The sequence below is a fragment of the Jiulongibacter sp. NS-SX5 genome, assembly GCF_052828545.1.
This window is the reverse complement of record NZ_CM128248.1, coordinates 308892-323971: the sequence shown is the minus strand read 5'-3', so window position 1 is coordinate 323971 and position 15080 is coordinate 308892. Positions and strand designations below refer to the sequence as shown.

At 42.4% G+C, this 15080-nt stretch carries 2 protein-coding genes; both read right to left on the bottom strand.

Going from position 1 to position 15080, the window contains the following annotated elements; all coding sequences use genetic code 11:
• Nucleotides 1-16: 16 nt before the first annotated feature.
• Nucleotides 17-3013: a DUF11 domain-containing protein gene (locus ACUXV0_RS01255; RefSeq protein ID WP_446191241.1), complete on the bottom strand. Its 2997-nt coding sequence runs from the start codon at nt 3011-3013 to the stop codon at nt 17-19.
• Nucleotides 3014-3081: 68 nt separating this feature from the next.
• Nucleotides 3082-15054, bottom strand: coding sequence for an Ig-like domain-containing protein (locus tag ACUXV0_RS01250; protein ID WP_446191240.1), 11973 nt, complete (start codon nt 15052-15054; stop codon nt 3082-3084).
• Nucleotides 15055-15080: the final 26 nt, after the last annotated feature.

Below are 15080 nucleotides of genomic sequence, written 5' to 3'. Positions count from 1 at the left end.
TGTGTTGCTTAAGTCTCTAGAGGACTTTTGTGACGCTCGCAGGCTCACAATACCCACCAGGACAATCACAATCTTTTGGTGCAAGATCCACAGAGTCTTCGTACGTACAGCCGAATTCTGTTTCAACCTGCACTGAATATGTAGTGGCCGCACCACCTGTTGGAGGGTTACTCAAACCAGAGGCGAATACACCATCATTGGTATCTACTTCTAAACCTGTTTGCTGCGGAGCGGCTTGGTTACCATCGTCATAAGCAGCACCTTCAGTGTAACGAATGATATCTGTATCACGATAGTCGCTAATGTAAAGCTCACCATTATTAAGTGGAGTTAAACCATCACAGAGCCCGTTCACAGCTACCAATGTAAATACCGGAGTAGGATTCACAACCACAATAAAGTCTTCTATAGGGCCAGGACAAACCGTTGCTGGCGAAGACCCGTCAGGGTGGTCGTAAGTCCAAACTTCATGCACTGTCCCATAACTCGAACCTGCTTCAGATGTAGAAGGCGTTGGAGCTGTGGCAACATCAACGGAACCGGCAAAGGTCCATAGCGTATCTGTATCTGATGGTGAGGTAGTACTCGCTACAGATGGAGTAAACCAAGCGACATCATCAAGTGGGGTTGCGGTTTCATCTTGACAGTATTCAGGATTCACCATACTTGGAGCTTCAGGCACGTCACGTATGTATACATCTATGCGAGAAGTGAAACTTATACAATTGGTATTCTCATACGTGGAGTCTACCTGACTAACGAAATATGTTAACGTATCAATAAGAGCCGTACTTGGTGTTGGTGCTAAACCAGGATCACCAGGAACCGTGGTAGTATCAGTACCAGCCCACCATATTAATCCATAATCATCATTCTCAGTAGTCTTTCCAGCCGTTAAGGCAGGAACTGGCGTTGTAAATTCACAGTAAGCCAAATCGTCTACGGTCGGTGGCTCAGGTAATTCATTGATATTGATGTAGAAACTATCAACATCTGAAATACAGCCATTTATATCCTCCGTTTGCACAATGAACGGCCCATAACTATCAGGAGCTGTGTTATCTACAAAAGCATCCAATGCAGGGTCACCTGTATACAAGGTCGGGTTTGCAGAAGTATCTTCTAAGTGCCAAACCAGATTTGTAATCAAGTAAGGGTGAGAGTTGGTTGTTGAGTCGGTTACTTGTTCTACAACCGGATTAACTGTCTCGAACTGACAGTATTCTTCATTAACCACTGTTGGTGGATCAGGAAGAGGGTAAACAATGACATTAATAGTATCACTTTTTTCACAATATACCGGATCAGCAATAGTGGTAAAGGTCTGTGAGACTTGTACAATATATTGTCCTGAATCACTTGGGTAGGCTACAGAAGCTATTCCTACACTATCACCAGTGGCTGTAAAATCAACAGCAGGATAGTCTGTCCAATCAAAAGTATAATCAGCCGGATTTGGATACTCCGAAAGGTTAGCAACTGTCAATTCTAACTGATCTCTTTCACAAAGAGGTGAGTTACTAGAAGCAACTGGTTTCTCAATATCAAGAATCTGGAAGGTAAAATCGGCTGAGTCTCTACACGTCTCATGATCCGCATCCCAACCAACAATTTTATAATAATAGGTGCCGGCAGTATCTGAAAGACCCGTCCAGTCAAATATGGTAGTATCTCCTGCAATAGGAGTCATAGAAGAAACATCTGTTCCATCCCACTGGTACCACTGATACTGTACATCACCTCTGTCAAGTGGATTATAATCTGCCAAAGGTGTAGCGTCTACAGCTGTCTGAGCCGGGAATGCATCTCCATAGCAAATAGCTGCTGGATCTAAATCAGCAATATCTGGCTTGATACCTTCAATGATCTCAATAGGACAACATGGCTCGTCTGGCATACAAGCATCCGTACTACCATTGGTGTAGTAATAAGAGAACATTGCAGGCCCAAGAATGATCAATGAATCATTAGAAGCTGGTACAGAACCTATCCCGGCGACAGTATTACCCGCAGGAATGTCAGTCCAGTTTGAACCTCCATCTGAGCTGTATTGCCAGGTTATTTGAGAAACATCAACACCAGCAAATCTAAATGAGTAAGTATCTGTATCACACCAATCCCAAGGGGCAGAGATACAAACTGATCCCTCATCATCTTCATTCATCAAAATTACATCTTCAGCAGGAGTTGAGTCATACTCTTCTTCAGTATTAGTTGTAGAGCTAACTTCTGCCTGAATTTGATAAATACCTCTTTCATCAAGTCTATATTCCAAAGTAATACTTCGTGTTTCTCCAGCAGGAATATCACCTACGGTCCAAACATTCGTACCATCATTATAAGTACCGTCACCACCGGTTGTTTGAATATATGTCAAACCACTAACAGCATCAATGACAGAAATTTCAACTCCAGTTGCTGTAACTGTGTTCACGTTAGTGTTTGTATCAACGTTGGTTACGGCAATATTGATAACTACTGTTTCACCAGGCTCTACAGCATAAGATGGAGAACTGGTAATAGAAACAGCTAAGTCAGTGTAATCCGGAGTTTCAGACCAGTTTACACGTGGGTGATTATATACAACGTCAGTTACACAACCACTTGGGTACTGTGCTCTTACAACGTAGTTTGTACCATTTTCATCAGCAGGGTTTGCTAATGTTTCAGTTAGATATCTACCAACTGTGTTTGTTTCAGTGGCTACCGTTAGGCCGTCATATCTATCTCCAGGACTTGATAAGGTACCACTATATGGTAAAGTTGAAGACTGTTCAAAACCTACCAAAACAGAATCCGGAAGTCCTGAAATAATCATTTTACCGTCATTAACTCCCTCGGCCGATTGGTCGATGGACTGAACGGTAAAATCAATAGCAGGCGAACATGGTGTCTGAGCGAAAGAGAGCTGACCTGAGAACATCATGATGAGAGCCGCGAGCCCTTTCATGATCATCCTGAGTCTGCCCCTACTCGGCACCCGGCCTGAATTAGAGTAATAATTGTTTTTCATGATAATCGAAAAAATTAATCGTTCGTTACTTAATGGTTAATTTAACTGAACTGGGTACAACATTGTTTTTATCTTACTTTTTGTATTTGTGCTGGTTCACAATACGGGAAGCAAACATCACACTGACGCTGAAACTCCACCGTGTGGTCAGTTGGGCAGCCATCCAAACTGAAGATTCTTACTGTGTAATTCTCTACAGCTCCAGACGGGTTATTTACATCTTCATAAATCTCACCGTCTTCCGGAATTAAACCTGGCGAGGCTGGTATTGCTGTTGCCGAGTTATAACTGGTTCCCTGACTGAAGGAGTATGTTTCGCCAGACCTAAAGCCATTGACTAGTAATACTCCATTATTTAATGCGTTGGCTCCTGCACAAGTAGTATTAATTGGTATTACTTCTGCATTTGAAAGCTCTCTTATCTCTGCCACTCCTCTTGATCTCTGAACATTTTCACAGTTATTGGCATCGGTACAACTCACATAATAGAAGCTCGTAGCATTCAGTGAGTCAGTTACAAATGTTGTGCCAAATCCTATAGGATTATCCAGGTTAGAACTGTTAAACCAGCTCAATGAGCCACCCGAACAACCTGAGGCAGAAAAGGTTATCTCGCCTGGACCACACAAGAATTGATCTGAAATATTTGGTGAACTAGGTGCTGGATTAACCGTAACAGCCGCTGTATCTGTATTGGCACAGCCATTTCCATCCAAAACCTGAACTGTGTAAGTCCCGGAATGGGAAGGAATTGTATTTATTCTGGAAACCGATTGGCCACTTTCTGAGTAGGCAGCTGGTCCAGTCCAAGTATAAGTAGTACCACCCCTAGCTGTCAATATCAAGGTATCACCCTCACAGAATTCGCCTCCGGTAGCTGCTACAGCAGGAAGATCGTTTACGGTAATGGTAACCGTATCCCTATCAAAACAAGCATTCGTATCTGTGGCTGTTACGATATAAGTAGTGGTTACCATAGGAGTTACAGCATTAGTATTGCCGTTTGATAGTCCATTATCCCAGGTATAAGTAATAGGTGCATCACCACCTACAGCACTAGCCACTAGATTTACGGTAACCCCTGCACAAATTGTAGTATCCTCATTTATAGATACCACCGGCGATGGATGATCAATCATGGTGATAGAACCAAGATCTACAGGACACTCATCATTCTCCCATCTTACCAATAGATCATAAGTTCCAGGGGCGAAGTTGTTATATGTTATAGTGCCAAGATCATCATTTACTGCTGGTTGATAGGTTACTCCACCATCCCAGCTGAATTCTAATTGTGTTCTGGTAGGCTCATCGTTAAAAGTGAACGTAATAGACCCGTTGTCTTCGGTACAAGTAGGGTCTACATAAGTCAAGGCAGCATTTGGTGCTGGGTGTTCAATTAAAGTTACATTTCCTAAGTCTACCGGACACAAGGCACCATCCCATCTTGCTTCCAATGTATAATTCCCATCAGTTAAGGTATCAATGGTTAAAGAACCAATGGCGTCTGAAACACTAATGTCAAAGTTTACTCCATCAAGGCTAAATTGAATTGAATCTCGGTTGGCTTCATCATTGAAGGTAAATATCACTTCACCATTGCCCGGTTCACATAGCGGATCAGAATAACTAACGGTCACATCAGGCAATTCCAGAATTGTCAAAGTATAGGAAGATGATTCCGCTTCATCACAACCAACCCCTTGGGCATCTGCATTTACTCTGTATGAGAAAACTCCACTCCCAGTAGAAGAAGGGTTAAATAATGTATCGGTTTCACCTGTGATGTCTATCCATGAACTACCATCGTAAGACTGCCATTGGAATGTGTAGGGTCCAATTCCATCTTGTGGATTTGCCTCAAAGACCACCGCCTCGCCTTCACATACAAGAAGATCGCTAGGTACAATATCAATGCTAACCTGTGGCTCAACATCGACTACAGCAATTTCGGAAGTAGCCGTACCACAACCATTTCCTGAAGCTGTGGCTATAACCCTGTAATAGTGTGTACCCGTATCATTGGTAGAAGGGACTAAACTAATATCTGTCGAATCAGTAATATCAGCGAAAGAAATTCCATCACTTGCATATTGCCATTGATAGCTAATAGTACCAGAACCCGAAATAGTATCTGCTTCTAAAACAACCTCTCCACCAGTACAAACCATGGCATTATTGACAATTACCTCTACATCAAAATTTGGTAATACCTCCACTGAGGCTACTTCAGACACCACAGTTCCACAGCCAGAACCTGAGGCTGTGGCCTCGATATAGTAATAGTAAATTCCTTCTGCAGATGGTGTCAGCGTTAGTACGCTATCAGTTTCTCCAGCCATTAATTGGAATGGCCCTCCTGCATTGGTAGAATAGTACCATTGGTATGTAACATCACCCGTTCCATTTGAAGTATCGGCTCTTATTTCTACTGTCCCACCCAGACAAATTAGCGAGCTCACAGGGTTAACCTCTACTGAGAATACAGGCAAGACTTCTACTGTGGCCACATCAGAAGTAGCTGTACCACACCCAAGACCATCTGCCGTAGCTTGTACCTGATAATAGATCGTAGTATCTGTAGAAGTAGTAGGAATGTAAAGGCTATCAGTTTCACCAGTGATAGCTGTAAAAGGCCCTGAGAAATTAGCTGAGCTAAACCACTGATAGCTGATATTACCGGTGCCGTTTACTGTATCGGCAACGAGCTCAACGTCTCCTCCGATACAAACCACATCATTGTTGACAGAAACATCTACATCAAAAACAGGTAATACCTCCACTCGTGCCATATCAGAAATGGACATCCCACAACCTTCTCCACTTGATGTCGCCTCCAAACGATAGTAAATTATTCCTTCCGAATTTGTAGGTGGGTAAAGCGTAGCGTTGCTTGAATCAGAGATAATACTGAAACTAGTTCCGTCAGTACTAGAATACCATTCGTATATCACAGGGCCAAAGCCAGAAGTCGTATCAGAGGTTAAGACAACATTTGCACCCAGACAAACTACATTATCTAGAAGAGAAACATTGACTTCGAAGTTTGGAAGTACATCCACCACCGCGGTATCAGAACTTACTGTTCCACATCCAGGCCCCGAGGCTGTTGCCTCTACATAATAATAATAAGTTATGCTATCTGCCGGAGTAACTGACAATATTGAATCTGTTGCCCCACTTATAGCTGTATAAGTACCGTTTAAGTTTGTTGATTGATACCACTGATAGGTGATTGTTCCTGTTCCGTTTGAAACATTGGCATCTATTTCAACTGTACCACCCAAACATATGGTAGAGTTATCAGGCGAAACATCAACACTAAACTCCGGAAGAACCTCAACTGTGGCCACATCTGAATCCGCAGTACCACAACCAGCACCTGAAGCAGTAGCTCTTACCTGATAATAGGTAATACCATCATTACTGGTAGAAGCTGTATAACTAGAATCGGTTTCTCCGGCAATTGGGCTGAAAGGACCTCCAAAGCTAGATGAAGAATACCACTGGTAACCGATCGTTCCGGTACCACTAATGGTGTCAGCCACCAATTCCACAAAACCATCAATACATACTAGGGCATTATTGACCGTTACATCCACGTCAAAGACTGGTAGTACATTTACAGTGGCGGTATCTGAAATGGCCGTACCACAACCATCGCCCGTGGCAGTGGCATTTACTCTATAGTATGTCAAACTTTCACTGCTTGTATTCGGCACAATAGAAGTATCTGTAGAATCTGTCAATGCAGCGAAGTTTACGCCATCGGTAGAGCTGTACCATTGATAAGTGATGGTTCCGCTGCCTGAAATTGTTTGTGCATTCAGTTCAACAGCTCCATCAATACAAACCTCATTATCAGGATAGAGAACATTGACCTCAAATACCGGTAAAACTTCTACTTCAACTTCATCAGATATTGCCGTGCCACAACCATCACCCGATGCTGTAGCAAATATTCTGTAATATCTTATCCCTGGTACCGACGTGTCTACTGATAAAGTATCAGCATTTGCACCGCTAATTGGTGCAAAACCTGTACCTGAGGTGGTAGAACTATACCATTGATAAGTAACAGTTCCTCTGGAACTGGAAGTATCGGAATCAATAACAACTTCTCCACCTGCACAAACCAGGAAGCTAGCTGGACTCACATCTATGGAGAATTGAGGTAAAACTGTCAACTCCAAGGTATCTGAAACGGCTGAACCACAACCGGGTCCATCTGCTGTTGCAATTACTCTGAACAAATATGTCCCAGGTGTTGCGGTTGAAGCGTTCAATGTTGGGTTTACCTCACCGCCAATATCATTGAATGTAGTACCTCCATCAATAGAGTTTTGCCATTGAAACGTAACATTTCCTGATCCATTTAAGGTATCAGCGACTAATGTAACGTTGGCATTTCTACAGACTATTTCATCACTAATTGCAATCTCAACACCAAACTCTTCAAGAACTTCAACTGTCGCATTATCTGAAACCGCTGTACCACAGCCAGCACCACTTGATGTAGCTTCAAGTCTGTAATACTCAGTTCCTGGTAATGAAGTAGTAATGTTTAAAACGTCTGAGGTTTCACCTGAAATTGGAGAGAATGACACTCCATCAGAAGAGTCAAACCATTGATATGTTACTGTTCCACTTCCACTGATAGTATCTGCTGTGAGGGTTGTGGCCCCTCCCGGACAAACCTCAAGGTCTTCAACCAAGACCTCCACATCGAAATTCGGTAATACTTCAACCGACATTTCGTCCGAAGGAGGGTATAAACAACCATTTCCATCAGAAGTAACGATTAGCCTGTAAAAGGTTGTGCCCAGGGCATCTGTTACTGGTGTATATGTTGAAAGTGTATCGTTTGTCAAATCAACATACCCGGAACCCGAAGTGGTAGAATATTGCCATTGATAGCTTAAGTTCCCCGTTCCTCCCGTGATTGTCGGCGATAATGTGTGGACGCCATCCAAACAAACCACTGCATCCTGACCTGTCACTTCAATTATTGGGTCTTCCACCACCACGAAGTACACAGCATTTGATAAGGCGTCTGTACAGTCAAAAACTAAATCTTCTACAAATACACGATAATATCTCCCTCCACTAAAAGCTGTACTTGGATTATAAAGACTAGTAGTATCACCACTTAGTTCTGTCCATGATCCATTTGTATCTAAAGTGGTATACCAGGTATACTCAAAATTACCCGAGCCCCCTGCGACAACAGCCTCGATCCATGCTTCACCACCTAGACAAACCGAGTCTGGGCTAATTTCTATAGTTAAACTTGGCTGGGTAGAAACATCAACCGTTACAGTATCATAAGCGGGACACAAGTCAGCATCTCTTACTGTCAAGTAATACGTAGTAGTGGCATCTGGGCTTACATCAATACTGGCTGTAGTTTCCCCGGTACTCCATTCAAAAGAGTATGGAGCTGAACCGCCATCCGGACTGGCCGAAAGCGTAATTTCACCATCTCCCACACAAACCTCCTGATCTTCTGATACGCTAACTTCAATTGGTGGGACAACTATCTGCGTTAGTGAAGTATAAACAGAGCAATTTGGATCATCAACTGTAGCCTCTGTGGTGGCCAGTCTAATTCTATAAATTCTTCCTGTCAATGAAGCCGGAACTGGAGTAGGCAGTGTTAAACTCACCTCCATTTCATTTCCGGAATAAGTCCCTTCAATAATCGTACTTACAGAGTCCCAAGTTGCTCCTCCATCATCACTTTTCTCCCATCTGTAATAGGTATGTTCGCTGTAAGGATCAGTGATAGTAGCATTAATATCCTCACTCAAGCCTCCAAGACAGGCTACTGTTGTACCAGAAAGATCAATATCTAAAGGACATTTACTTACAGAGATATCATCCACAATGAAGTTATTTCCAAAACCTCCTCCCTGAATATTTCTAAGAGCAAATAAAGCCTCGGATGCATCATCACCCGTTTTGAAAGAGAATCCAATTTCTACCCATCCAGTTTCTGTCACATCACCGGTGGTATACTGAATTACACCATCTATGATAAACGCGATATCTGGCTTTATAGGAGAATCTGGAGAGATATTTCTCAACCAGGCGGTAAAATTATATCTAGTATTAGGACATAACCCTGTGATATTCTTTTCAATTACAATGTTTGGATCATATCCGGCATTAACTACCATCATATAACCGTCTGTATCTCCAGGAGTGTGATCTTCTTGTAAGACTTGCCACCATCCATAAGCCTGTGTAGTCTGGAATGTTTGGCCACCATTTCCATCACAGTCTGTATTATTGGTCAATGAATAAAAACCATCCCACGGAGCAAAACATGTGTAATTAGAATAACCATATTGAGTTTCTGTCAATGGAGGTCCGTTTTCTGCCGCACCGCTTCCAAAATCGCCATTTGGGAACAGGTTATCTGTAGCACCACTACATGTTACGGAAGAAGAACAAGAACCACTATTACTTGGAACAGTGACATATGCATCATCAAAACAATAAGGGTCATTACCGGTAACTCTTACATAATAGGTACCCGCTGTTAAATCTGTAATGGTATTCGCCGGACTTAAAGAACTTACTGGCGTAGTATTGCTTTCAAGAGTCTCTAACCAGGATATTTGGTCGCTTGAGTTCAATCCGTTAATCTGGATTGAGCCATTCTCAGCGTAACAGTCAGAGGCGTTTGTGACAGAAATATCCCCATTCGGAATGTTATTAGCGGATTCTAAACTAATAGTTACGTTTTTACAGATATACTGTGAACTATAGTCTCTAACGTAATAGAAATACTCACCAACCCCTAAACCCGTAGACTGCTGATAATATGGATCATTACCTCTTGTCCAAGAGTTCAGATCCAATGTATATTCCATATTATTCTCAGCCCAGATGGTAATAGCTCCATTATTGTTGTTACAGCTAGTTGGGTTGGTAGGAACGATGTAGAATTTATCGTTACAAATATTATTACAGTTATTGATTACTGTTAGGTTTACTGACGAAGTGGCCGTACATCCGTTTGACCTGGTGGTAGTTAGAGTGTAAGCCCCTCCATAATTCTGATGAGAAACTAAATGTTTGGGAGACTGTAAATTACTACTGAATCCGTTTGGACCTGCCCACGAATATGATGCTACATTATTACCTCCACCCGTAAAAAGAGCTGTACTTCCTTTACAGTGAGTACCCGACACAGTAGAGGTGGCCGTTGGTGGTGGTAAAACCTCAACGTCTGTATAAGCTCTGTTACTTTCAGGACAGCTATACTCTTTACAGCTAGCATAGAATCTATTAGTTTCCGATCCATTATTCCCAATGGAAAGTATGCCGGTAGTATAAGTGGACCCCGTACCTAAAACTGTGGTAGAAGAATTCGTGCTGTACCAGCTAATCGTACCCGCACATCCTGTTGCTTCAAGTGTAATGGGGCCGGTATCACATCTTGTAACCTGAGCAGGCATTGTTGGCGGACCAGGCGGAGTATGAACAGTAACCTGAACGGTTGCTGAGCTAACGCAGCCTTCCACATTATAGACCGTAACAGAGTACACTCCTGTATTAGATAAAGTCGCCCCGGTTATACTCGGATTTTGATTAGTACTGCTAAACCCATCAGGCCCAGACCATGTGTAAGACACACCTCCTGAGGCATTTAGATCGATATTATCTGTTATACAAACATCGGCTATTGGAGTATTTGCTACAGCAACAGGGTTATTATGGATCGTTACATTGGTAGTAGCTGTATTAGTACAACCATTTATATCGGTAATCGTTACCGTGTATGCTCCAGATTGCGAAGCATTCAAAGAAGTAAAATTAATATTCTGAGTATTAGACGCGAAACCAGGTCCGGACCAACTATGAGCTACACCAGAACTTGAGTTAAGTTGTATAACCTCTCCGGCACAAACAGGACTATCGTTTGAGGCTGTAGCAGGGGCCAAAGCATTAACCACTACTTCTACAGAGTCTGTTACTCTACATCCAATTGAGTCAGTTACTGTTACGGAAAAATATCCAGCCATATTTAGCTGGGTATTATAGATGGTTGGATTCTGAATTGAAGAGGTATAAGATGAGGGTCCTTCCCATTCATATGATACACCCCCTGTAGCCGTAAGATTTAATTGCCCTCCTTCACAGATTGCGGAATTTGAATTCACTGTAAGAGGAGGAGTAGAAATGTAAATTTCTGTCGTTGCCGTTCCGGTACAACCATCAGAATTAGTTACTGTTACTGTATAAACCCCTTCTTTAGCAGATGTAAGGTTGGTCACAATGGGGTTTTGCTGAGAACTATTAAATCCGTCAGGGCCTACCCAAGAATAAGTATTTCCTCCAGAGGCAAATAAATTGACCTCATCAGCAAAACAAGCAGCCCCACTATTTGATGCTGTCGGATTAATAACGGAGACAGAAACATTTATAGCAGCAGAGTCAATACAACCTTGAGGTGAAGTCACTTCAACTTTATACTGACCCGCCATATTGGTATTGCTGATGAGCCTTACCGGGTCTGAAGAAGAACTACTGAAAGACTGAGGGCCCGTCCATACATAATTACCGCCACCCTCTGCCGATAGATTAAGGTTTTCTCCAAAACAAGTAGGACTATTGGCTACCAGATTAATAGAAGGCAAAGCATTTACTGTAATATTTGAAGTAGCTGTAGTAGTACAGCCATTTACGGATGCGGTAACAGTATAGACACCTGAACTAGCTGTTGTGGCATTATATATTATATTTTCATCTACGGACGAACTAAAACTATTTGGACCAGACCAAGTATAATTATCCCAACCGGGATAAGAGAACTCCAGCTGCTCGCCAAAACAAATAGGTCCATTGCTAGAGATGTTTTGATTGACATCCAGAACAGTCACATTGATGGTGGCTGTTGCTGAACAACCCAATGAATTCATTACAGTTACATAGTACTCGCCTTGATCTGCCGTTTGAGCATTAGTTATACTTGGATATTGATCATAAGACGAGAAACCATTTGGGCCGGCCCAGCTGTACGTCAATGAGCCTTCGGCCCAAAGGTTAATATCTCCACCTGCACATAGAGCAGTATCAGGAGACACAGAAAGTGTTGGAAATGACAAGGCTACCTCCGTAGTAGCAGAGGCTGTACAGCCCACGGCATTAGTTACAGTAACCGAATAAATTCCACTTTTGCTCTCATTCATGTTATTCACAACAGGATTTTGAGCAAGTGAGGAGAATCCATTTGGCCCTACCCACGAATAAGAAGTACCGCCGGAAGAATTTAAAGTAATTGGGTCACCGCTACATACGGGTCCTGAATTACTAACTGAAACATTCGGCAAGCTATATAAAGAAACCGAGGTAGTTGCCGTGTAAGAACAGGTTGGAGTTACCTGAGCCGTTACCGTGTAAGTACCTTCAGCAGCAGGAATATTAGCTGGATTAATTCTTGGATTTTGTTGAGTAGAACTAAAGCCATTTGGCCCAGACCAACTATATGAAGTTCCTCCTGAGGCAGAGAAATCTACTGCTTGACCAGTACAAACCGGACTGGTATTAGAGGCCGTCACATTAGGCTGGGTTATAAAGGCCTCCACCGTGGCAGTCCCGTAGCATCCACTTGCCGTAAATGCGGTTACTGTATAGGTACCAGCGGCAGAAAGAGAAACAGTATTAATTTGAGGATCTTGTGAAGAACTAGTAAAGCCGTTCGGACCTGACCACTGGTAACTTGTACCTCCCGTAGCCCTAAGCTGAAGGTTTTGACCCACACAAATATTGTTGACGTCAATATCGGCTGTAGGGAACACGGTAATCTCTACATCTACGAAAGTATTGGCCGTAGCCTGACAGCCATTTGCATCTGTTACATTAACAATATAATTCCCTTCTTCACTAAAGGAAGCATCACTTATTACCAGGTTATTCCCAGGTGTGGCAGAAAGACCAGGACCCGTCCAGGAATAAGAACTTCCCCCATTGGCAGTTAAATCTATGGTTCCACCCAAACAAACCGGACTATTTCCACTTATTGATGGATTGGGCAATGGATTAACATTTACAGAAACGGTTCCTGTAGCAGTACATCCTGTGGCATCTGTTCCGGTTACAGAATATACAGTGGTCACTGAAGGACTAACTACTTTAGACGCTCCTCCTCCGATACCATTACTCCATGAATAATTTACTGAACCTGAAGCATTGTCAAGTGAAGCCGAAATATTAGCACTATTCCCTGCACATACAGTTGGAGAAGATGACATGGTCATCGTTCCTGTTTCATTTATGATGGTAGCATCGGGTAAGTCAATCGGACATTCATTATTACCCCATCTTACCCATATGTCATAAGTGTCAGCAGCTAGACCAGTAATAGTAGTAGAACCCGAATTATCGGGCACATTATAGGGATAGTTACCTCCCCCGTTTATTGAGAATTCAATAGCCGACCTCCCTGATGTATTTGGGAAGTTTATGGTTATTTCTCCATCAGCAAGTCCACAGCTGGCGTTATCTATTAGTCCTATACTTGCTGTTGGAGATTGATCTACATCTACACTTAGTGTAGCAGAGGCAGTACATCCAGACTGATCAACAGTACAGGTATAGTTCCCTTGTGCATTCACACTCGCATTTGAAATAGTAGGATTTTGCTGATTTGAGGTAAATCCATTTGGCCCTACCCATGAATAAGTTGTTCCCGGCCCTAAAGAATTTGCGGTCAAATTCAGATCCTGTCCGGAGCAAATGGGTTCATTACTTGAAATACCAAAACTACTGGCATCACAATCACTAATGATTAATTCTATTTCTACCTGATCACATTCTGTTCCTGTAGCATTATTATTTTTGTAGTACGTGGCGGTAATCGTGTATGTACCTGGCCCAAGATTCAATCCACCTGAGGAGGGATAATTATATGACGAACTGTTATCTATTCCACTTCCTGAAGCATCTCCGGAAATCTCAAACTCAACTGAACCATTACCCGAGGTAATGGCTTGCAAATTCCAGTTGGAAGGCATGAAGTTGGTGTAAATAGTCCCTCCTGAAGTTATATCTATATCATTTCCACCAGACAAATCATTAATGCGTAACTCGGTGATTTCATCACAACCCGGATCATCGACACAAGAAATATCGGCATCCCATCCGTCATCAGTATAAATAGTACTTGAATAAAAATAAAAGCTGAGACAGTTCCCTGTTGATGTTATATCGGGTGCAGAGCTGTAAGAGGTATAAGTTGTTTGACTTCCGTCATCCTGAGTTACGATTAAGTAATCCCAAGTATTATAAATTCTAAGATAATTAAAATCAGCCCTTACATTTTGACCAGGACCTCCACAGAATACCCAAGTATTCCTTTCATTATTAGAATATTCTCCACCAGTTCCTCCACTGTCATAAAATTTACCATTACATGTAGGCGGCACCTCTTCCTCTATGGTCACATCATCTAAAGCAAAAACATTTCCCGAGCCACCTTGCGTAGTCTCTCTGATACCAAAAGTGACATATCCCGAAGTCGTAGGGATAAAAGTTACGGTTAGCTGACGCCATTCATTGGTCACGGGCGAAACCGAAGTACCTACTTGTACTCCATCTACAAACCAGGCAAGGGTACCTGGGTTAACCCCGTATGGGTCTCTATACCAAAATGTCAAGGTATACTCCTGTCCAGCGGTTACGGTTGCAGAATATTCCCAGATATATCGGTTGTTACTGGTGTGACCGTTAGCGATTATCATGGAACCGCCGGAATCACCATCCGTATGATCCCAAAAGCTATTTAATGCTCCATTAGCCCAGCTTGGATTCTGAACAGTTCTATATGTACCGTTATTGCTGATACTGTTGTTCCAGTTGTAATCAGTGTTCCAGTTATTGGTACCGTTTGAGAAGTCGCTGTTAGGGTTGATTACCCTTTTGATTGCGTAAGATTCAATTGACAGTGATAGAATCAGGCCTAAAAAAAGTAGGATTTTAGGGTAAGCTCTGAACACAGAAAGGCATAGTTTCCCTAAATGGAAATATACCATGTTCACTGTATTTATCAGATCGTTTT